At 35.8% G+C, this 21,650-nt stretch carries 14 protein-coding genes, 2 tRNA genes and 3 rRNA genes; 6 read left to right on the top strand and 13 right to left on the bottom strand.

The window, feature by feature from the left end; all coding sequences use genetic code 11:
* Positions 1 to 46: 46 nt before the first annotated feature.
* From AAFU52_RS00195 to thrS, 6 genes are all read right to left on the bottom strand, one after another.
* On the bottom strand, positions 47 to 2,821 hold the full coding sequence (locus AAFU52_RS00195) for an ATP-binding protein (protein WP_438424560.1): 2,775 nt from the start codon (positions 2,819 to 2,821) through the stop codon (positions 47 to 49).
* Between the two features lie 6 nt (positions 2,822 to 2,827).
* The gene (locus tag AAFU52_RS00190; RefSeq protein ID WP_024771195.1) at positions 2,828 to 3,235 is read right to left on the bottom strand and encodes a hypothetical protein; all 408 of its coding nucleotides are present in this window, start codon (positions 3,233 to 3,235) and stop codon (positions 2,828 to 2,830) included.
* 176 nt (positions 3,236 to 3,411) lie between these two features.
* Positions 3,412 to 3,756, bottom strand: coding sequence for a 50S ribosomal protein L20 (gene rplT / locus AAFU52_RS00185; protein WP_024771194.1), 345 nt, complete (start codon positions 3,754 to 3,756; stop codon positions 3,412 to 3,414).
* Between the two features lie 141 nt (positions 3,757 to 3,897).
* Entirely contained in the window at positions 3,898 to 4,095 is a 198-nt protein-coding gene (gene rpmI, locus AAFU52_RS00180) for a 50S ribosomal protein L35 (RefSeq protein ID WP_024771193.1), read from the bottom strand.
* Between the two features lie 60 nt (positions 4,096 to 4,155).
* On the bottom strand, positions 4,156 to 4,674 hold the full coding sequence (gene infC, locus AAFU52_RS00175; RefSeq protein WP_084050423.1) for a translation initiation factor IF-3: 519 nt from the start codon (positions 4,672 to 4,674) through the stop codon (positions 4,156 to 4,158).
* A 66-nt stretch (positions 4,675 to 4,740) separates the two neighbouring features.
* Entirely contained in the window at positions 4,741 to 6,687 is a 1,947-nt protein-coding gene (thrS, locus tag AAFU52_RS00170; protein ID WP_438424556.1) for a threonine--tRNA ligase, read from the bottom strand.
* A gap of 832 nt (positions 6,688 to 7,519) precedes the next feature.
* On the opposite strand from thrS, the gene AAFU52_RS00165 reads away from it, so the two are divergent.
* The 5 genes from AAFU52_RS00165 (at position 7,520) to rrf (ending at position 12,904) form a co-directional block, all read left to right on the top strand.
* Positions 7,520 to 9,041 (top strand): 16S ribosomal RNA (locus tag AAFU52_RS00165).
* A 185-nt stretch (positions 9,042 to 9,226) separates the two neighbouring features.
* Positions 9,227 to 9,300: transfer RNA gene (locus AAFU52_RS00160), tRNA-Ile, on the top strand.
* A 198-nt stretch (positions 9,301 to 9,498) separates the two neighbouring features.
* Positions 9,499 to 9,572 (top strand) — tRNA-Ala (locus AAFU52_RS00155).
* Positions 9,573 to 9,802: 230 nt separating this feature from the next.
* A 23S ribosomal RNA gene (locus AAFU52_RS00150) occupies positions 9,803 to 12,622 on the top strand.
* 174 nt (positions 12,623 to 12,796) lie between these two features.
* Positions 12,797 to 12,904: ribosomal RNA gene (gene rrf, locus AAFU52_RS00145) — 5S ribosomal RNA — on the top strand.
* Together the 16S, 23S and 5S rRNA genes with 2 tRNA genes alongside form the textbook arrangement of a ribosomal RNA operon.
* 112 nt (positions 12,905 to 13,016) lie before the next feature.
* Here rrf and AAFU52_RS00140 read toward each other — a convergent pair.
* From AAFU52_RS00140 to AAFU52_RS00125, 4 genes are all read right to left on the bottom strand, one after another.
* Positions 13,017 to 13,220 carry a hypothetical protein gene (locus AAFU52_RS00140; RefSeq protein WP_106794550.1) on the bottom strand — a complete coding sequence of 68 codons (204 nt, stop codon included), beginning with the start codon at positions 13,218 to 13,220 and terminating at the stop codon, positions 13,017 to 13,019.
* Between the two features lie 133 nt (positions 13,221 to 13,353).
* A complete protein-coding gene (locus AAFU52_RS00135) occupies positions 13,354 to 16,314 on the bottom strand; it encodes a DNA polymerase III subunit alpha (RefSeq protein ID WP_438424554.1) in 2,961 nt (986 codons plus the stop codon).
* Between the two features lie 135 nt (positions 16,315 to 16,449).
* The gene (locus AAFU52_RS00130; protein ID WP_438426660.1) at positions 16,450 to 17,664 is read right to left on the bottom strand and encodes a DNA polymerase Y family protein; all 1,215 of its coding nucleotides are present in this window, start codon (positions 17,662 to 17,664) and stop codon (positions 16,450 to 16,452) included.
* Between the two features lie 164 nt (positions 17,665 to 17,828).
* Positions 17,829 to 18,647, bottom strand: a complete 819-nt coding sequence (locus AAFU52_RS00125; RefSeq protein WP_024770542.1) for a hypothetical protein — start codon at positions 18,645 to 18,647, stop codon at positions 17,829 to 17,831.
* Between the two features lie 298 nt (positions 18,648 to 18,945).
* Between AAFU52_RS00125 and AAFU52_RS00120 the strand changes: the two genes are divergently transcribed.
* Entirely contained in the window at positions 18,946 to 19,455 is a 510-nt protein-coding gene (locus AAFU52_RS00120) for a DinB family protein (protein WP_438424552.1), read from the top strand.
* A gap of 22 nt (positions 19,456 to 19,477) precedes the next feature.
* Here the strand turns inward: AAFU52_RS00120 and AAFU52_RS00115 are convergent, their stop codons facing one another.
* The 3 genes from AAFU52_RS00115 to AAFU52_RS00105 form a co-directional block, all read right to left on the bottom strand.
* Complete coding sequence (locus AAFU52_RS00115; protein WP_438424550.1) at positions 19,478 to 19,711, bottom strand: DUF6095 family protein; 234 nt, start codon at positions 19,709 to 19,711, stop codon at positions 19,478 to 19,480.
* Complete coding sequence (murQ, locus tag AAFU52_RS00110) at positions 19,701 to 20,513, bottom strand: N-acetylmuramic acid 6-phosphate etherase (protein ID WP_438424547.1); 813 nt, start codon at positions 20,511 to 20,513, stop codon at positions 19,701 to 19,703. The genes AAFU52_RS00115 and murQ overlap by 11 nt, the downstream gene beginning before the upstream one ends.
* Positions 20,514 to 20,742: 229 nt before the next feature.
* Positions 20,743 to 21,558, bottom strand: a complete 816-nt coding sequence (locus AAFU52_RS00105) for a DUF4249 family protein (RefSeq protein ID WP_438424544.1) — start codon at positions 21,556 to 21,558, stop codon at positions 20,743 to 20,745.
* Positions 21,559 to 21,650 lie beyond the last annotated feature (92 nt).

Raw genomic sequence — 21,650 nt, 5'->3', positions numbered from 1 at the left:
CAAAGATAATAATAGCCAATAAAAAATGTTTTCTTTTTTTATGTATTTAAGAAGATAAATCTTGTATATGCTGATTGATTTCTTCGATGATTTTAAGGTAAGATTGATCTAATGTCAGAAAGTATTCTTTGAGTAGACTAAATTCTAATTTTTCTTTTGAAGAATATTCTATTTTTTGTAGAATATCTGTTTCATTTTTTAAGCCAATAGTTTTAAAACTGGATTTAAGTTTATGAGCGATTTCTTGTGTCACGTCCCAGTTTTTTTCTTCAATGGCCTGTTTTAGTTTTTGATAATCCTTGGGGGTTTCATCAATGAACATTTGTAAAACTCCCTGAATGATTTCGGTATCATTATCAAAAGTTTTTTTCAGAAAAGACAGGTCGCAGAGTCTTTTAACTTCTAAAGATTCTGACGTATCGGTATTATCAATATTGCTAGAAATAATGGTGTCGTTTTGTAAGTTTTTTGATTGGATACTTAACAGTACTTCTTCAAGAGCTTGTTCACTTAATGGTTTAGTAAGGTAAAAATTCATTCCCGACTCTATTGCTTTCTTTTTTGATTCTGGGAACACATCTGCCGAACAAGCTATTATAGGTATTTTATTAATTTTATCATCATTAGAACTTCTTATGATTTTTGTAGCCTCTGGACCATCCATTACCGGCATATGCATGTCCATGAGTATTAGGTCATAGGTAAAACTCTTAAGTTTTTCTAATGCAATCATTCCGTTATCTGCTATATGCGTATCTATATGCCAATTAGAGAATAATTGTTTTATAAAGAACTGATTCATTTTGTTGTCTTCAACAACCAGTACTCTCATCCCGGATAGGTTATGGTTATTTTCAGACATAGTAGTATGTTTCTTATTTATTTCTGTAGATCTAAAATTACTTTTAGCATATGTAATAGAGAAATCAAAAATGGACCCGAGTCCTGGTTTACTTTCAGCATTAAGTATTCCTCCTTGTAATTCAATAAGTTGTTTAGAGATTGAGAGGCCAAGCCCTGTTCCTTCTATCTTATTTTTTCCTGGTTTGTGCACTTGATAAAAGCTTTCGAAAATATTCTTAAGCTTATCTTCAGGGATACCAACTCCTGTGTCTTTAACAGAAAAATTGATAGTGATTCCTTCTGTGTTTGATTCTTCTGTTTTTACCTGTATCGTTATCTCACCGGTTTGAGTGAACTTTATTGCATTACCTATTAGGTTGATTAGAATTTGATTTAGCCTAAGCTGATCTCCAATAATAAATTTAGGTACAGAAGGGTCAATAAGCGTTGTGTATTTTAAACCTTTTTCATCTGCTTTTATTTTAAAACCACGTGAGATGTTAGTAATTAATTCCTTAAGACTAAAATCTGTATTATGTAATGTGAGTTTCCCAGCTTCAATTTTAGAAAAATCAAGAATGTCATTGATTAATATCAAAAGGTTTTCGGCAGAAAATTGAATTCCGTCCAAGTTTTTTTTGTCAATTTGAGAAGTTGTAAAGTTGCTTTTTTGTAAAATACCTGTAAGTCCCAAAATAACATTAAGAGGAGTCCTGATTTCATGACTCATATTAGATAGAAAAACGGTTTTTGCCTTAGCAGATTTCTCTGCTATAACCTTAGCTTCTCTAATTTCATTATCAATAATTTTTCGATTTGTTATATCTCTGAAAAAACCGTTGAAAAGATAATCATCTTTGGTTTCAATAGCAATGACTGTAAGTTCTATATATACAATAGAACCATTTTTTCTATTTACCGAGGTTTCTACTCTTTTATTGATCAGTTCATCGTCTCCGGTATGTATATAGTTGCTAAAACTCCTTTTTAACTCTTGTCTAAGCTTATATGGGACTAATGAGTAGATACTGTGACCAATCGTTTCTTCTCTTTTTAGCTCTAGTATGTTTTCTGCTTGTTTGTTCCAATTTAATACAATTCCCTTACTATTTACCAAAACAACACCATCCATTGCTGTCTCTAAAATAGTTGTGTTTAAATGCTCACTATATTTTAATTCTTCCTCTACTTTTTTTCTCTCAATAACTTCTTCGGTAAGCCTTTCATTGATTTCCTCTAGGCTATAGAGCTGTTTCTGCAGCATCTTATGCATTTGTTGTTTACTAGGGAAATTGATAAGATCTTTAGCAAGAATTTCTTCGGGAATTACATTTAGTGTTGCAGTAAATGAGTCTAATAAATGATAAGATTGAAAATGCTTTTTATAGATAAGTAAATAGATATTAGTAATTGCGTTTATACCTAAACTGTTTTTGATTTTAAGAAAAATCTGATTAGAAAACTCTAATAGGTTTTTTCTCTCCTTGATTAGGTCAATAGTTCGAAAATCATATGGAGTATTCAGATATTTTTTGATCTGAATAATTTTAGTATCATTATAACTACCAATCAGTTCTGAAGATTTCTCTAATACTTTAGAGAGAAAAACTTTACATAAGATTAATTCTTGTTCTTTTAATGGATCAAATATTAATTTGAAAGATGTGTGTTTGAATACAGAATTATACCTTTCTATAATTTGATTACGCACAAATTGTTTGCTAGGCCGGCGTACCGTATTTTTTTCTGTAATATACTCTTCTAGAAATAAGTATAGTTCTGGTAAAAATTCAATTTTTTTTACATAAGAAAATTCTCTAAAAGCTGTAACTTTTATTTTTAGATTAGAAGTATTCTTAGATATGTCAATCTCTTTCCAAAGAAAATCAATTAGATCAATAATTTCTTGCTCTTCTTGGCTTTTTTGAGGACTGGTTTTCTTGGCGGTCGTTATTCTTTTAAACCATTTTAAGATCATCTAGGGTCATATTTTGCTAGCTTTATATATTTTGTAAAAGCCTAATGCTGATAAACCCCATGTCAGAATTAGTGCGATAAACCAAATGTAGTTGCCAAAAGTATTTCCAAATATATTCTTGAAAATATTATAGCCAAAGATATGAGCTATCTGCATATGGAGATGTCCAAGAGCCATAACTACAAACCCCCAAGCAAGTAGCGTCATTCCTGATCCAAATTTCCCTCCTTTTAACTTTGTTGCTGTAAGAAAACTAAACACAAGTGCAATGGCAAGAAAAGGCATTTCTAAAAGACCAAAAATTTGCTCTGCTCCTAAATTGCTATTATTAGAATGTGTAGTATGATCTTGTGCCAGTAATCCCTGGCTTATTAAAAGTAAAGTTGATATAAGCAAAAAGTGTTTTTTTTTCATATCTATTCAGTTTTCTTAAAAGTAATGAAAAAATACCAATCTTTATTCTTTTTAACGGATTAAATGCTGTTTTTTTACGATGAAATGCATTATGTCTTAAATGTTAGGTATAAAAAAAATCCTGCTTCAAAAGCAGGATTTTTTATAAGTGAGATTGTATTATTTTACTAAAAGAATTACTTTACTTTTTCTACAATTGCTTGAAAAGCTTCTGGGTTGTTCATCGCTAAATCGGCAAGAACCTTACGGTTTAATTCGATATTATTAGCTTTTATTTTTCCCATAAATTGAGAATAAGACATACCATGTAAACGGGCACCCGCATTAATACGAGTAATCCATAATGCACGGAAAGTTCTCTTTTTTGCTCTACGGTCTCTATACGAGTATTGCATCGCTTTATCAACCGCATTTTTCGCTACTGTCCAAACGTTTTTACGACGTCCGAAATAACCTTTTGCTTGCTTGAGAACTTTTTTTCTTCTAGCTCTTTTAGCAACAGAATTTACTGATCTTGGCATAATTTAAATTTTTTAGTAGTAGGCGGTCGACAATCGACACTTGATCTTTTAAACTTTAAATCTTAATTCGAAAATTGTGAATCTAAAATTTATAGGCCTAACTCCTGGGTTTATACTAATTCTAACCTGATTAAAAAAGAATTACTTTAAACGTAATTGTTCTTTAATACTATTTTCATCGCTTTTGTGCACTAATGTTGCGTGCGTTAAGGCAAGCTTACGTTTTTTAGATTTTTTTGTCAAAATATGACTCTTAAAAGCGTGCTTTCTTTTGATTTTACCAGTACCGGTAAGCTTAAAACGCTTCTTTGCACTGGATTTTGTTTTCATTTTAGGCATTGTATCCTTGTTTTTATAATCTCACTTATTATCTTAATTATTCCTTATAATAGGAATTTCTTATTTTTTTGGAGCGATAAACATAATCATTCGTTTACCTTCGAGTTTTGGCATTTGTTCTACTTTACCATACTCTTCTAACTCTTGTGCTAATCTAAGCAGTAGAATTTGACCTTGATCTTTGTATATGATAGAACGTCCTTTAAAAAAGACGTAAGCTTTTAATTTGGCTCCTTCTGATAAAAATTTAATAGCATGTTTTTTCTTAAATTCATAATCATGCTCATCGGTGTTGGGACCAAATCTAATTTCTTTAATAACAACCTTAGTCGCCTTTGATTTTAAGGCTTTGTCTCTTTTCTTCTGCTCATAAAGGAATTTTTTATAATCCATTATTTTACAAACAGGAGGCACTGCTTTAGGCGAAATTTCTACAAGATCAAGTTCTTGCTCTTCAGCAAGTTGTAGCGCTTTTTTTGTTGGGTAAACACCAACTTCTACATTGTCACCTACAAGGCGCACTTCATCAACACGAATTTTATGATTGATTTTGTGTGCATCTTCTTTGATTACTCTCAGTGGTTTTTGAGACCTTCTTCTTCTTATTGCTATGACTTAAAATTTTAAATTAAACTTAATTTATCGTTATCCATTAAACGGTTTTAGCGTTCTTTTAATTTCTTCTTTTATTATTTTAGAAAACTCTTCAATTGATATAGCTCCTAAATCTTCACCACCATGTTTGCGAACAGATATGGTGTTGTCTCTCTCTTCTTGTTCCCCTAAAATGATAATATAAGGAAATTTATTCATTTCTGCCTCTCTAATCTTTTTACCTATTGTTTCATTTCTATGATCAGCAAGGGCGCGAATTTCGTCATTTTCTAACAAATTTAAAACTTTTTCAGAGTATTTTTCATATTTCTCACTGATAGAGAGTATAATAGCTTGTTCCGGCATTAGCCATAGAGGGAAATTACCTCCCGTATGTTCTAGCAAGATAGCAATAAATCGTTCCATACTACCAAAAGGAGCTCTGTGAATCATTACTGGTCTGTGAGATTCATTATCACTACCCTTATAAGTAAGGTCAAAACGCTCAGGTAGATTATAATCTACTTGTATAGTTCCTAGTTGCCAATTTCTGCCTAATGCATCTTTTACCATAAAATCGAGCTTAGGTCCGTAAAAAGCAGCTTCTCCGCTTTCGATTACATAATTTAACCCTTTATCTTTTGCTGCATTTATAATAGCATTTTCTGCTTTTTCCCAATTTTCTACATCTCCAATATATTTATCAGGATTTTCTAGATCTCTTACAGATACCTGAGCTGTAAAATTTTCAAAACCTAAAGAGCTAAAAACATACAAGACTAAATCAATTACTTTTTTGAATTCTAGATCTAATTGATCGGGAGTACAAAAAATATGAGCATCATCCTGAGTAAACCCTCTTACGCGAGTAAGCCCGTGAAGTTCTCCACTTTGCTCGTATCTGTATACGGTGCCAAATTCTGCATATCGTATAGGTAAATCTCTGTACGACCATGGTTTGGTATTATAAATCTCACAATGATGAGGGCAATTCATTGGCTTTAGCAAGAATTCCTCACCTTCAGCGGGAGTGTTAATAGGTTGAAAACTATCTTCTCCATATTTTGCATAATGACCAGAAGTTACATATAATTCTTTTTGACCAATATGAGGTGTAACTACCATTTCATAACCAGCTTTCTTCTGTGCTTTTTTCAAAAACTGTTCCAAACGATCACGTAGAGCAGCTCCTTTAGGAAGCCAAAGAGGTAATCCTTGACCTACTTTTTGAGAAAAAGTAAAAAGTTCAAGTTCTTTACCTAGTTTTCTGTGATCCCGTTTTTTAGCTTCTTCGAGTAATTCTAAATATTCTTTTAATTCTTTTTGTTTCGGAAAAGAGGTTCCGTAAACTCTTGTTAATTGTTTATTATTCTCATCACCACGCCAATATGCTCCTGCAACACTCATAATTTTTACAGCTTTAATAAGCCCTGTGTTAGGAATGTGTCCTCCTCGGCATAAATCAGTAAAAGTATCGTGGTCACAAAATGTTATTGTGCCATCTTCTAGGTTTTCAATTAACTCAACCTTATACTCATTGTTCTCTTCTTTGTATTTAGCCAAAGCATCAGCTTTAGAAATAGATCTCATTTTGAAATCATGCTTTCCTCTTGCGATTTCAAGCATTTTGTCTTCGATAGCTTTAAAATCTTTTTCAGAAATAACTTGATCCCCCAGATCTACATCATAATAGAATCCGTTATCTATAGCCGGGCCAATAGATAGTTTAACCCCAGGGTATAAATCTTCAAGAGCTTGAGCCAAGACATGAGATGTAGAATGTCTAAATGCTGTTTTACCTTCATCATCTCTCCATGTGAATAAAACAAGGTTACCATCTGTGGTTAATTCTGTGGAGGTTTCGATAGTAGTTCCGTTAAATTTTGCAGAAATTACATTTCTGGCAAAACCTTCACTAATATCTTTTGCAACATCCATAGCAGTAACTTCGCTATTGTAGTCTCTAATCGAACCATCTGGTAACGTAATCTTGATCATCTTTTTCTAATTAAAGGAGCAAAGATAATACGATAATAAAATCCATACAATATATATAAGATATAATTTAACAGATTAATACTATAATATATATGTAGGGTAGGGTAGTCGTTGATATTCGTGGCTTTTAGGGAGGCTTGACTGCTCTTTTTGTAATGTCTTTTATGATTATATGAGAAAGGATAATAATACTGTATTATACCATCTATAATTTTGTTGTTTATGTAAAAGGTGTAATATCAGGATATTAAAAAAAAGTTTCAAAATAGTTAAGAAAAGTTGTTGTTAGAAATAAAAAGGTTTTTATATTTGCCCCCGCAAAACGGGATATTGTTTTGTTAGTTCATTGAGGGTTATTTTTTTTGATTTTAGGGTTAAGAGAAAGTTTTAAAAACTTTATTAAAAAGGTCTTGTCAGAATAAAAAAGGGTTGTATGTTTGCGCCCTGCAAAACGGGATTAAGTTTTGTTAGTTCATTGAGATTTGGTTTAGTTTTTTTCTTAGAATTTTTTTTAAAAAATAAATCAGAAAAAGCTTTGTAGAAATAAAAAGGGTTGTATATTTGCACCCGCTTAGAGAAACAAAGCATAGTTCATAAAAATAGTAGTAATGGTTTAGGGTGTTTTAGTTAGCATTTATGGGGTTCGATTCCTTATTTACAAGCTATAATTAATAGCGATGAAGATCGCTTTATTGATTAAGAAAGTTCATAGACATATTGATTGACAGCGCGTATATAACTAGAGATAGTTTATACAGAGAATAAAGACTAGAAACATATTGAGATACGATTATAATTCCGTTGTATTGTTTTGAATAATATTTAAAGACAAACGATGAAGAGTTTGATCCTGGCTCAGGATGAACGCTAGCGGCAGGCTTAACACATGCAAGTCGAGGGGTAACAGGAGTGCTTGCACTCGCTGACGACCGGCGCACGGGTGCGTAACGCGTATAGAATCTACCTTGTAGTAAGGGATAGCCCAGAGAAATTTGGATTAATACCTTATAGTATCAAAAAGCAGCATTGTTTTATGATTAAAGATTTATTGCTATAAGATGACTATGCGTTCTATTAGCTAGTTGGTATGGTAACGGCATACCAAGGCTACGATAGATAGGGGTCCTGAGAGGGAGATCCCCCACACTGGTACTGAGACACGGACCAGACTCCTACGGGAGGCAGCAGTGAGGAATATTGGACAATGGAGGCAACTCTGATCCAGCCATGCCGCGTGTAGGAAGACTGCCCTATGGGTTGTAAACTACTTTTATAGAGGAAGAAACAATATTACGTGTAATATTCTGACGGTACTCTACGAATAAGGATCGGCTAACTCCGTGCCAGCAGCCGCGGTAATACGGAGGATCCAAGCGTTATCCGGAATCATTGGGTTTAAAGGGTCCGTAGGCGGGTTTGTAAGTCAGTGGTGAAAGTTTTCGGCTCAACCGGAAAATTGCCATTGATACTGCAAGTCTTGAATTATTGTGAAGTGGTTAGAATGTGTAGTGTAGCGGTGAAATGCATAGATATTACACAGAATACCGATTGCGAAGGCAGATCACTAACAATTAATTGACGCTAAGGGACGAAAGCGTGGGTAGCGAACAGGATTAGATACCCTGGTAGTCCACGCCGTAAACGATGGTTACTAGCTGTTCGGACTTCGGTCTGAGTGGCTAAGCGAAAGTGATAAGTAACCCACCTGGGGAGTACGTTCGCAAGAATGAAACTCAAAGGAATTGACGGGGGCCCGCACAAGCGGTGGAGCATGTGGTTTAATTCGATGATACGCGAGGAACCTTACCAGGGCTTAAATGTAGATTGACAGGTTTAGAGATAGACTTTCCTTCGGGCAATTTACAAGGTGCTGCATGGTTGTCGTCAGCTCGTGCCGTGAGGTGTCAGGTTAAGTCCTATAACGAGCGCAACCCCTGTTGTTAGTTGCCAGCGAGTCATGTCGGGAACTCTAGCAAGACTGCCGGTGCAAACCGCGAGGAAGGTGGGGATGACGTCAAATCATCACGGCCCTTACGTCCTGGGCCACACACGTGCTACAATGGTAGGTACAGAGAGCAGCCACTGGGTGACCAGGAGCGAATCTATAAAGCCTATCACAGTTCGGATCGGAGTCTGCAACTCGACTCCGTGAAGCTGGAATCGCTAGTAATCGGATATCAGCCATGATCCGGTGAATACGTTCCCGGGCCTTGTACACACCGCCCGTCAAGCCATGGAAGCTGGGAGTACCTGAAGTCCGTCACCGTAAGGAGCGGCCTAGGGTAAAACTGGTAACTGGGGCTAAGTCGTAACAAGGTAGCCGTACCGGAAGGTGCGGCTGGAACACCTCCTTTCTAGAGATTTCCTTTTATAAGGAAACCAGAAATGATACGATGGAATGTATCTTGGTTGCTTTTAGTCTTTATGCTGTTAATTAATAATTTTTTTAGTATTGAGTACACTGTGTATTAAGTATTAAGTAAGATTGTTTTAGATTTTGATCTAACTACTCATTACTAACTACTCACTACTAACAAACAGTCTCATAGCTCAGCTGGTTAGAGCGCTACACTGATAATGTAGAGGTCGGCAGTTCGAGTCTGCCTGAGACTACGAAGTCGAAAGACAGACAAGAAGTTTATCCTGAGTTTATCGAAGGGAGTCTGCCTTAGACTACGATTTTTGATTTGTAGATTACAGATTAGAGGTTAAAATAAGTTCATACAAAATATTGAAAAGGAAATTCTAGAAGATAGAGTTTAAGTCACATTATTCGTAATTCTAAATTCGACATTCTGAATTTCAAATAATGGGGGATTAGCTCAGCTGGCTAGAGCGCCTGCCTTGCACGCAGGAGGTCATCGGTTCGACTCCGATATTCTCCACGATTCTTTAGATATAAGGATTGATAGTTTATAAAGCACAGGATTCATGATATGAAAAAGTCTTTATACTCATTAGTTTTATATTTTTGATAAGAAAAACGTTCATTGACATATTGATTTAAAAATACGAGCATTAATTGTTTACAATTAATGAACATAAAAGAGGTTGATACTAATTTAGTTACTTTATTAGTATCGACAAAAACTAAAAGAGCAAGTTAAAGCAAGACGCATAAGCTAATTAAGGGCGTATGGGGAATGCCTAGGCTCTCAGAGGCGAAGAAGGACGTGATAAGCTGCGAAAAGCTACGGGGACAGGCACATACTGATTGATCCGTAGATATCCGAATGGGGCAACCCACTATATTGAAGATATAGTATCCAGCAATGGAGGCGAACCCGGAGAACTGAAACATCTAAGTACCCGGAGGAGAAGAAAACAAAAGTGATTCCGTAAGTAGCGGCGAGCGAACGCGGATTAGCCCAAACCATAATTGTTACGGCAGTTGTGGGGTTGTAGGACTACGATATAAGAGATGTGATGAATTAGAATCCTTTGGAAAGAGGAGCCATAGACAGTGATAGCCTGGTACAAGTAAAGATCATTAATTTAGTAGTATCCTGAGTAGTGCGGGACACGTGTAATCCTGTATGAATCAAGCGGGACCATCCGTTAAGGCTAAATACTCCTGAGAGACCGATAGTGAACCAGTACCGTGAGGGAAAGGTGAAAAGAACCCTGAATAAGGGAGTGAAAAAGATCCTGAAACCATACGCTTACAAGCGGTCGGAGCGCATTTATGTGTGACGGCGTGCCTTTTGCATAATGAGCCTACGAGTTACTTTTACTAGCAAGGTTAAGATGTTCAGCATCGGATCCGAAGCGAAAGCGAGTCTGAATAGGGCGATTAAGTTAGTAGTAGTAGACGCGAAACCGTGTGATCTACCCTTGGGCAGGTTGAAGCTTTGTTAATCCAAAGTGGAGGACCGAACCCGTTGACGTTGAAAAGTCTTGGGATGACCTGAGGGTAGGGGTGAAAGGCCAATCAAACTCGGAAATAGCTCGTACTCCCCGAAATGCATTTAGGTGCAGCGTTGGTATAGTTTTATAGAGGTAGAGCTACTGATTGGATGCGGGGGCTTCACCGCCTACCAATTCCTGACAAACTCCGAATGCTATAAAATGTTTACCAGCAGTGAGGGCATGGGTGCTAAGGTCCATGTCCGAGAGGGAAAGAACCCAGACCATCAGCTAAGGTCCCAAAATATATGCTAAGTTGAAAAAACGCGGTTGAACTGCTTAGACAGCTAGGATGTTGGCTTGGAAGCAGCCATTCATTTAAAGAGTGCGTAACAGCTCACTAGTCGAGCGGTTCGGCATGGATAATAATCGGGCATAAGCATATTACCGAAGCTATGGGATAGAAATATCGGTAGGGGAGCATTGTAGTGGCGTTGAAGGTGTACTGTGAGGTATGCTGGAGCATCTACAAAAGAAAATGTAGGCATAAGTAACGATAATGCGGGCGAGAAACCCGCACACCGAAAGACTAAGGTTTCCTCAGCTATGCTAATCAGCTGAGGGTTAGTCGGGACCTAACGCGAACCCGAAAGGGGTAGTGGATGGACAACAGGTTAATATTCCTGTACCTGCTCACGTTAAAAGTGACGGAGGCGAATAGTTAGTGCGCACTGACGGAAATGTGCGTTGAAGGGAACAGTAATGTCCCGATAGTACACTAAGACTACGGTCGAGGTGATAATCTAGCGAATCGACTTCCAAGAAAAACAAGTGAAGCAGCCCGTACCGTAAACCGACACAGGTAGTTGGGATGAGAATTCTAAGGTGCTCGAGAGATTCATGGCTAAGGAACTAGGCAAAATCGACCCGTAACTTCGGGAGAAGGGTCGCCCATCTTCGGATGGGCCGCAGTTAAAAGGTCCAGGCGACTGTTTATCAAAAACACAGGGCTATGCTAAATAGAAATATGATGTATATGGCCTGACACCTGCCCGGTGCCGGAAGGTTAAGAGGAGATGTTATCTTCGGAGAAGCATTGAATTGAAGCCCCGGTAAACGGCGGCCGTAACTATAACGGTCCTAAGGTAGCGAAATTCCTTGTCGGGTAAGTTCCGACCTGCACGAATGGTGCAACGATCTGGACACTGTCTCAGCCATGAGCTCGGTGAAATTGTAGTATCGGTGAAGATGCCGGTTACCCGCTGTGGGACGAAAAGACCCCGTGAACCTTTACTATAGCTTAGTATTGACTTTGGATAAGTAATGTGTAGGATAGGTGGGAGACTTTGATCATGCGTCGCCAGGCGTGTGTGAGTCATTGTTGAAATACCACCCTTTGCTTATTCGAAGCCTAACATCGTGAGATGGACAGTGCTTGGTGGGTAGTTTGACTGGGGTGGTCGCCTCCAAAAGAGTAACGGAGGCTTCTAAAGGTTTGCTCAGTACGGTTGGTAATCGTGCGTAGAGTGCAATGGCATAAGCAAGCTTGACTGAGAGAGATACAGCTCGATCAGGTACGAAAGTAGAGCATAGTGATCCGGTGGTTCCGTATGGAAGGGCCATCGCTCAAAGGATAAAAGGTACTCCGGGGATAACAGGCTGATCTCCCCCAAGAGCTCACATCGACGGGGGGGTTTGGCACCTCGATGTCGGCTCGTCACATCCTGGGGCTGGAGAAGGTCCCAAGGGTTGGGCTGTTCGCCCATTAAAGTGGCACGCGAGCTGGGTTCAGAACGTCGTGAGACAGTTCGGTCTCTATCTACAGTGGGCGTTAGAAATTTGAGTGGATCTGACTTTAGTACGAGAGGACCGAGTTGGACGAACCGCTGGTGTATCTGTTGTTCCGCCAGGAGCATTGCAGAGTAGCTACGTTCGGAAGGGATAAGCGCTGAAAGCATATAAGCGCGAAACCCACCACAAGATGAGATTTCTTTAAAGGGTCGTGGGAGACTACCACGTTGATAGGCTATAGGTGTAAAGGCAGTAATGTCATAGCCGAGTAGTACTAATAACCCATAGGCTTATGCGCACACTCCGATAGGCAACTATCGGAGTGGAGAATTGCTTTGCAAGCTAATTTTAGTGTTCTTTTATCGTATATTAAATCAATATGTTAAGATATTTATTCCCGTGAAGACGGGAATTTCCTAGCCAAGGTTAGCGAATCTGTTAAAAAGATTCCTTCCCTACGCAGGAATAAGCTTAAGGTGGTTATAGCATCGGGGCTCACCTCTTACCATTCCGAACAGAGAAGTTAAGCCCGTTAGCGCCAATGGTACTACAATCGTGGGAGAGTAGGTCGCCGCCTTCCTTGAAAACCCTTCATAATATTATGAAGGGTTTTTTTTATGCAATATTTATTGCATAAAAAAACCCTCTTTACCTAAATAAAGAGGCCTCGTAATTATTATACATATTTTCAACTAAAAAGCACCATAACAGCAGCCATGCGAACAAAAAACAGGAAAGCCCGGTTCAAAAGGCCTGCATTGATCTGAAGTACTACAACTTTGACCTGTATATCCACCACCTGGCCTACAACCACCAAAGTGCGCTCCTTTAATTGTAGATTGATCAGTTTTACTTAGCTTTTTGACGCCTTTCACGATTAAAATTTTTGTGTACATAATAATTAATTTAATAGGTTAATAATTTTTTAAGATGATATGAAGTTATAAAATTTAGATTATGTTTCCTTAGAAAGCGTGAAGTATTCTAAAAAGAAGTGTTGTTAACATGTTGTTTTTTAGCTTATTTAGTTTATGCATACCTAGGATCTTGGATATAATCTTGTTTTATGATTTTAATAACTTCTATGCTTAAAAAATCAAACTCTTTAACCACCTTACCATATATACGATAAATACCTCTTCCTCTTAATTGATACTTCTCTTGTATTTTGGGAAATAGTACAGTATCAAAGATATTTCCAGATTGATCTAGAAACGTGCCAAAGGCCATACGCTTTCCTGTATTAGTTTTAGTGTTTTTCATAGCTATGAGATACCCATATATATCTATGTTTTTATTTAGATAATCATATAATTGATTAGCATTATTGCTGTTTTTGGGTGCTGTAGCTAATATTTTGAAGTAACCGCAAAGTGGAAACCCGAAAGCTTCGATTTGTTCAAATATAGTCTCTAGTTTTGATGTTTTTAACTCTGGAAGTGTATGTTCTACTCGTTTTTGATTAAATAAAAGAAATTGATTTTGGTTATTTGATGGAATACTGTTTATTTTAAAATGAGCCTTCCATAGTAGTTCATGTTTGTTTTTGTTGGTAAACCTAAATGCATCAATCTTGATGAGAATACTAACTTGCTCTATACCTATTTGTACTCTATCAATGAAATTGTCTAAAGAAGTATATGGACCATTTTGAGAACGATTACTCAAAATGTTTTCTGAAATCTTATACTCTAGATTTCTTAGTACCATCAATCCTAAAAATATACTTTTGCCATTTATGGTATGTTCGTAGTCACTGGTATTGATGCAAGGGGATAGTATTGTAGCCCCTAATATTTTGGCTTCATGAAGATATATTTCGGGACGATAGAAACCGCCTCCATTGTTTAGTGTAGCTACTAGATACTCTAACGGGAAATAAGCTTTGAGAAATAAACTTTGGTAGCTTTCTACAGCATAAGAAGCAGAATGCCCTTTAGGAAATGCATACCCGGCAAAACTTGCTATCTGATCCCAGATTTCGAGAATTAAAGATTCAGTATAGCCTTCATTTTTACAGTTATTTATGAATTTATTTTTGACATCCTTAAATTCTTTTCGAGATCTAAACTTACCACTCATACCTCGGCGCAATACATCTGCCTCATCTAAGGTTAGTTTTGCAAAAAAATGAGCTACTTTAATCACATCTTCCTGGTATACCATAATACCATAGGTTTCACTCATCAAATCAAGCATAATCGGATGTGAGTTTTTTCTTCTTTCTTTGTCATGCTCCCGTAAAATATACTCTCGCATCATTCCGCTTTTAGCAACTCCGGGCCGTATAATTGAGCTTGCTGCTACTAGTCCTAGGTAATTGTCTGTTTTTAGCTTACTCAAAAGCATGCGCATCGCAGGAGATTCTACATAAAAACAAGCCAGGCATTTTGCATCTCTTATTAAAGCATTTATTTTTTTATCTTTTTTGAATCTCTTTATATCATGAATATCAAAATCAGCTAATACCGGTTGATTGTATTCTATAATTGTAATTGCGTCTTTAATTTTTGCTAATCCACGTTGTCCTAAAATATCAAATTTGTATAGTCCCAGGTCCTCTGCAATGATCATATCATATTGTACAGTGGGAAACCCTTTAGGAGGAAGATCTGTGGCAGAATAATAATGTAGAGGGGATTCGCTAATCAATATTCCACTAGCATGTATGCTAAGATAATTAGGGATACCCCGTATTAGATTACTATAGATGACTACCAGTTTATGAATTTGATCAAGGGAACTATAATCATAATCTCCTTCGCTTAGCTTGTCGATTTCAAATTTTGGAAGACCGAATACTTTACCTAATTCTCTTATTGCCCCTTTATAATGAAAAGTGATGTAGGTTCCTAGTAATGCTACATTGTCAAATTCTTGAAAAATAAATCGAGTGATATCTTGCCTGTCTTTCCATGAGAAATCAATATCAAAATCAGGAGGACTGGTACGGTGTGTATTGATAAACCGCTCGAAGTATAGGTCTAATTCTATTGGGTCTACATCTGTGATGCGAAGTAGGTATGCTACAATACTATTTGCCCCACTACCACGGCCTACATAATAATATCCTTTACTCTGTGCATAAGAGATAATTCTCCAGTTGATCAAAAAATAGGAAACAAATTCCATTTTTGTAATTAGTGATAGTTCTTTTTTTAATCGATCTAATACTTTTTTTTTGGGATTTGGATACCGATAGACAAGACCTTCCTGACAGAGCTTTTCAAGCAGTTTATTATCTTCTTGTATACTGCTAGTGTATGTTTTTTGGTTTAAAGAAGGGTTGTTTTTTGAAAAATTAAAATCAATAAAACACTCCTCTTGAACAGTAAGGGTGTTATTAATAATGAAATCAAATTCTGAAAATTTATTTTCTATTTCTTGATTGGGGATCATTTGCTCTGAAAAACATGCCTGTTGATCGTTGGGTAAACGACTTAGTAGTATGTTATTGTCAATAGCTCTTAATAATCGGTGAGCATTAAAATCTTTTTTGTTTCTGAAGGTAACAGGCTGTAGTGCTATGCATTTATCTTTCAGTTTTCGCAAATTAGAAAGACGAAGTTTAGGGATATCTTTTATAGATATACCTATAAATTCATTATCTGTAAAGTTGGTTTTGTTTATAGACAATACATGTTGAAGAGGATATATGATATAAGAATTTTTTAAAGAAGGAGCTATTTTGGGGAAATCGATTTTTTTATAAGAATAGTATGATAAAAAATCATTTAGCTCTTTATATCCTTCATTGTTTTTTGCCAGACCGATGTATAAAGGTTGGTGATTGTTTCTAAAATCTATTCCTACAATAGGTTTAATCTGATACTCTTTTGCTTTTCTAATAAAGTTTAAGCAAGCAGAAGTATTGTTAATATCGGTTAGAGCAAGGCAACTTATTTTGTTTTCTTTGGCCAACTCTAAAAGATCGATTTCAGAAAAGGTTCCGAAACGCAAACTATAGTATGAATGACAATTAAGGTACATATAGTTTCATATTTTGAGTTTTGCATCAGGGGTAGCAACGACATCCTGTTTCTGCCAATTCATTAGAATTGACAGAAACAGATATAGTGAATAACCCGCCCGGATGCCATTATTATGATACCGATGATTAAAAAACTATTGTTTTCTATGGGCTAATACAATAGGAGGTTGCCCGTTAAATGGGTTTTGCATTCTACCAATAGTTTTTGATCCTATAGCAGCAGCTCTTATTACACTTCGGTCTCCATATCGAATTCTAATAGTATCTAACGCCTGATATAGGTTAAGCTGTTTCTCACTATCGTCAAATAGATTGATCTGGTAATTACCACCAACTAAGTGGCTAAATCGTATGCCTATTAATCGAATTAATAATCGTTTTTGATATAGTTTTTCGAATATTTCCAGGATTTTAGGGATAAGGATATGATCTGCACTGGTGTATGGTATTTTATGTTGCTTAGTATATGTGTTAAAATCAGAGTATCTAATTTTTACAGCAATACAAGCGGTTAACTTATTTCCTCTACGTAATTGATAGGAGAGGTTTTCTGTCATTGCTATTAGAAGATTTCTAAGTTTATATATGTCTATAGTATCTCTGTCGAATGTTCTCTCTGTAGAGATTGATTTACGTTCAGAAAATGCAATGACAGGTGTGTTGTCTATCCCATTAGCTCTTTTCCAGATGGTGAGGCCGTTTGCTCCAAGTACCCCTTTCATGACATCTACTGGCATATCCTGGATAGTTTTTATATAACGAACACCTAGATTTCGTAAAGTTTGATATGTTTTATCACCTACCATTGGAATTTTTTTAACCGATAGCGGAGCTAAAAACGGTTTTTCTGTACCAAAATCTATCTTTAATTGGTTATTAGGTTTTGCTTCGTTGGTAGCTACTTTAGACACTACTTTATTACCAGAAAGCCCAAATGATATTGGAAGTCCCGTTTCTGAAATAACTTTTTGACGTAATTCTAAAGAATATTTATAGGTTCCAAAGAATTTATCCATACCAGAGAGATCTGCATAGAATTCATCAATACTTGATTTTTCGAATACGGGCACATTTTCTTTAATGATTTCTGTAACCATATCAGAGTATTTACTATATGTTCCGGCATTGCCTTTTATAACAACAGCCTCGGGGCATAGCTCTTTGGCAATTTTCATAGACATACCAGAATGTATACCATAGGATCTGGTTTCATAACTGCACGCAGCTACAACGCCGCGATCAGTGATCCCGCCAACAAGGAGTGGTTTTTCTTTTAAAGTGCTGTTAATCATTCGTTCTACAGATACGTAGAATGTGTCCAGGTCAAGATGTAATATAGTTCTCAAAATATTAATTATGGAATTATTCCAAAAATAAGGAATAATTCCATAATTAATTATATTAAGACAGTTTTTTTATTCACAACAGGATAAAAAAAACGACATCTCGCAAGAAGAGAGATGTCGCTTGTAAAAATTTTATTTTGGGGCTACAAAATAAAATTCAGCATTAATTAATTTTCTACCATATTATAACCGGCAAATTGTTGCATAGCTGTTTGGGTAAGTTCTTTTGCTCTATTTACATAGAATGTTTTTGTATCGTCTAGTGATTCGTTCTTTAGATCATTTTCACTTCGCACATAATCAGCTTGTGATTCGAATTTAGATTCTTCGTTTAGAACTACGCTTAGTTCTTGTAGTGCATTTTCTAATTTTTGTAGTGCCATTTCAGCTTTTGATTTCATCAATGACTGTGCTTTTAATTCAGCAGCGCGCTTAGCTTCAAATTCGGCTTTTATTTTATTTTGCTCAGCTATTTGTTGCTCAAGCTTTTGTTGTTCAATTTCTAACTGACGACGTTTTTCTTCTAATTCTTTTTGTTTGCTGGCAACTTCTTGAGTAGCTTCTGCTAATTCGTTTTCATCTTCTGAAGAGGCTACCTCTTCATCTGCATAATTATCACTATTAGCTTGGCAAGAAGTTAATTGCTCTAGGAGTTCGGACCCTAATTCTTTAGCTCGTTTTGCAAAAAATCTACTACGCTCATAGGTATCTTGTTCTAGTGAACTTTCCATATCAACTCTAGCTTTGTATGCAGTTTCATTGGCTACTTTACAGCCACATTTATCTGCTAGATCTTCTACTTTTTGGAAAGCTTCTATAGCTTTATCTGCATATTCTTGGGTATGAAAGACGTTATTTGCCCCGTGTGCTTTTTTACTGTGTGAGTACGCATAACTGGCAGCAGTTAGTGCATCGTCGTATATATTTTGAGCGTTAGTTCTGGGGATAAAACATAGCAAAAACAGTATAAGTGCAATTTTTTTCATTCTTTGGGGGCTTTTAAATCACATAGCAATAATACAATATTTTATATGTAACATCCAAAAAAAACAGTCATTAATCGACGAAATACGCATTTTGTCTTAATTTTTACGGGTAAACCTTATTCTTGGTGATAAATATCCTACTGAGTGTGAGAAAACTAGATGATTGTTACTGTAAATCAATATCTAAACGATGATTTGGGCGTAATATTATTTGCGATATGACTTTTTTGAAAATTAAATTTATAGTCTTATCGATAAAATTTGTAAGTTAATTATGTATCTTACGTCTAAACGGCTCATGAAACAACTAGTTATCTCTTCAATAAATTATAATCTTAGTAGCGCTGTAGACTTACTTAACGCTATAGATTCTACTACATATCTAAACAGTTCGGTTGGGCCATATTACTCTAGTATAGGTTCGCATATACGGCATACTCTTGATTTTTTTGATTGTATAATTAATGGGTTAGATTCTAATAACATTGACCTTACTGCCCGTAAGCGAGATGAAATATTATCTACAAATAAGGAGTCTGCAATACACCACATATACCAACTTCAGGAAACATTATTATCATATATTGATACAAATACGGATTATTTAATTCATGTTACTGATAATTTGGGACAAGGAAAAGTAACTGTAAACTATACGTTAGAGAGTATCCTTGCTCATGCCAATAGCCATGCGGTACATCATTATGCAACTATTGGGTATATTCTTAATCGGTTAGGAATAGAAATAAAAATTCCGGGATTTGGTTATAATCCAACAACACCGATTAGTAAAAGAGAAGGAATTTAGTTAGAAATGATTTTAAGCTATTTTATTTTTTACCAAATATTGATTCCATAATAGTTCTGATACCTCTAAAAGCCATAAATATCGCAAATCCAGCACCAATTATTCCTAATATCAATATAGGGATATATAATGGGTGATCCTGATTTTTAAAAGCAGAGTGAATAATAACCGGACTAATAAACATAAAAATAAGTGCTATAGCCATGCGCTGCACTCCTTTACCTAATAAGTCTTTATTTGTTCTTTTAGGCTCCATACTTGCTTATTGCATCACGTACGTTTCCATACTGTTCTAATACTGCGGAAGCCTTTGCACGATCGATTGATAATTCTTCCATAATCATGCGTATTCCACGATCTACTAATTTGTTATTACTAAGTTGCATATCAACCATTTTGTTACCTTTTACTCGCCCTAATTGAATCATAGTAGCTGTAGAAATCATATTCAAAACCAGTTTTTGGGCAGTACCAGCTTTCATACGAGAACTTCCGGTTACAAATTCGGGGCCTACAGTAATGACAATCGGAAATTGAGCAGTTAGAGCCAAAGGACTACCTTCATTACAGGTAATACATCCTGTAGTAATATTGTTTTTATTACATTTTTGTAACGCACTTATAACATATGGAGTAGTACCCGAAGCTGCAATACCAATAACGACATCTTTTTCTGAAATCTGATATTCTTCTAAATCTTTCCAGCTTTGATCTGTGCTATCTTCAGCATATTCTACGGATTTACGAATTGCGGTATCACCCCCAGCAATTAATCCAATAACCAAATCGGGCGAAACACCAAAAGTAGGTGGGCATTCGCTGGCATCTACAATTCCTAATCGGCCGCTTGTTCCAGCTCCAAGATAGAAAATTCGACCGCCATCTTTTAGTTTTGGTACAATTTGAGCAATCAAAGCTTCAATCTGCGGAATAGATTTTTCTACAGCATCAGGAACTGTTTTATCTTCTTTGTTTATGTTGGAAAGCAACTCATTAATGCTCATTTTCTCTAAATGATCATATTCTGAGGATTTCTCTGTAGTTTTTGTAAATGACATACTTCAAAAATACTCATTTTTTGATTTCAAGACAGAGAGTAACTTTCTTTTTTTAATGAAGTTATTTAGACTTTCTATGATTCGTTATATTATGCTATCTTTTTTTATTCAAAAACCATCTTTTTATTATTTCATAACTATGTCATGCAACGCAAAAAAGACTTCTTTTAAGCAAAAAACTATTTTTTAGCCAAATCTAAAAAGTCAAAACAAGTTTAATCATAAGGTACTATTCTTTTATAATGAAATCAAATCGATTCGCTTCAGAAAGGTTAAAGTATCCTAAGGCAAAATTATCAATATTAGTTGTGTTAATGATATTACCTCTTAGTAGGGCAGGAGGTGTTTGAAACGGGTTTCCTCCTTCTTGTTCACTTTGCTCAATAAGCAGGTTTGCATAATTGTAGTAACGCTCATCAATTCCTAATATTTTGATAGTTACATTACGCCCATTTACCATATTTTCATAGAAATAAGAAAAATTGAAAGCTTCGCCTTGATAAAAACGATCTTCACTTGCCAGAAATAAACTGAAATCAAAATCAAAAAGATAAAAATCATCACGAGTTCCATCGTCTGTAAAGAAAATAATAACTTCGGTTTCATCATCGAATAAGGTATTATCACCTTGTACTACATTATCAATAGGAACAGTGGGGATAAGTTGTGCAGTAGCAATAAAAGTTTCATTGTTGTAGACAACAGTAAGTTGATATGTAGTATTGAATTCTGGAGTAAATGCAGTTGAGGCTGGAGCATAAAATCCTGGCTCTGTTGATTCGGTAAAATTGATAACCGAATTATTAGAGAGATCTGTAATAAAGACAGTAGCATCACTTACAGTAGGAGTATCTTTATCAAAGAATGGAGCCGATAATGTAAGCCTTACTCCACCTTCGATATCAACTGGGTTTTCGTTTAAGTAATATTCAAAAGAAGCATCAATTACTAATCTTTGTTTTCCATTAGGTACTTCTATATCAATTGCGTCTTCACAGCTAATCGATGTCGTTAGAATTACCAGTATATAGATTAATTTCTTCATTTTATCTGTTTCTAATTTTCTTTTCAGCGATCAAAATTAAATTTACATAACCTCCATTTTTAATGGTAATATGTATGTCTTGATTACTATGT

Origin of the sequence: Aquimarina macrocephali, from assembly GCF_051627225.1 — a bacterium.
GTDB classification, from domain to species: Bacteria; Bacteroidota; Bacteroidia; order Flavobacteriales; family Flavobacteriaceae; genus Aquimarina; species Aquimarina macrocephali.
The sequence above is the reverse complement of the archived record's forward strand: the minus strand, read 5'-3'. Positions and strand labels throughout refer to the sequence as shown.

Bases quoted from the DNA above. Each gene is read 5' to 3' on its own strand.
- AAFU52_RS00195 (WP_438424560.1), bottom strand. From the start codon at position 2,821: ATGATCTTAAAATGGTTTAAAAGAATAACGACCGCCAAGAAAACCAGT.
- AAFU52_RS00190 (WP_024771195.1), bottom strand. From the start codon at position 3,235: ATGAAAAAAAAACACTTTTTGCTTATATCAACTTTACTTTTAATAAGC.
- rplT (WP_024771194.1), bottom strand. From the start codon at position 3,756: ATGCCAAGATCAGTAAATTCTGTTGCTAAAAGAGCTAGAAGAAAAAAA.
- rpmI (WP_024771193.1), bottom strand. From the start codon at position 4,095: ATGCCTAAAATGAAAACAAAATCCAGTGCAAAGAAGCGTTTTAAGCTT.
- thrS (WP_438424556.1), bottom strand. From the start codon at position 6,687: ATGATCAAGATTACGTTACCAGATGGTTCGATTAGAGACTACAATAGC.
- AAFU52_RS00140 (WP_106794550.1), bottom strand. From the start codon at position 13,220: ATGTACACAAAAATTTTAATCGTGAAAGGCGTCAAAAAGCTAAGTAAA.
- AAFU52_RS00135 (WP_438424554.1), bottom strand. From the start codon at position 16,314: ATGTACCTTAATTGTCATTCATACTATAGTTTGCGTTTCGGAACCTTT.
- AAFU52_RS00125 (WP_024770542.1), bottom strand. From the start codon at position 18,647: ATGAAAAAAATTGCACTTATACTGTTTTTGCTATGTTTTATCCCCAGA.
- AAFU52_RS00120 (WP_438424552.1), top strand. From the start codon at position 18,946: ATGAAACAACTAGTTATCTCTTCAATAAATTATAATCTTAGTAGCGCT.
- AAFU52_RS00115 (WP_438424550.1), bottom strand. From the start codon at position 19,711: ATGGAGCCTAAAAGAACAAATAAAGACTTATTAGGTAAAGGAGTGCAG.
- murQ (WP_438424547.1), bottom strand. From the start codon at position 20,513: ATGTCATTTACAAAAACTACAGAGAAATCCTCAGAATATGATCATTTA.
- AAFU52_RS00105 (WP_438424544.1), bottom strand. From the start codon at position 21,558: ATGAAGAAATTAATCTATATACTGGTAATTCTAACGACATCGATTAGC.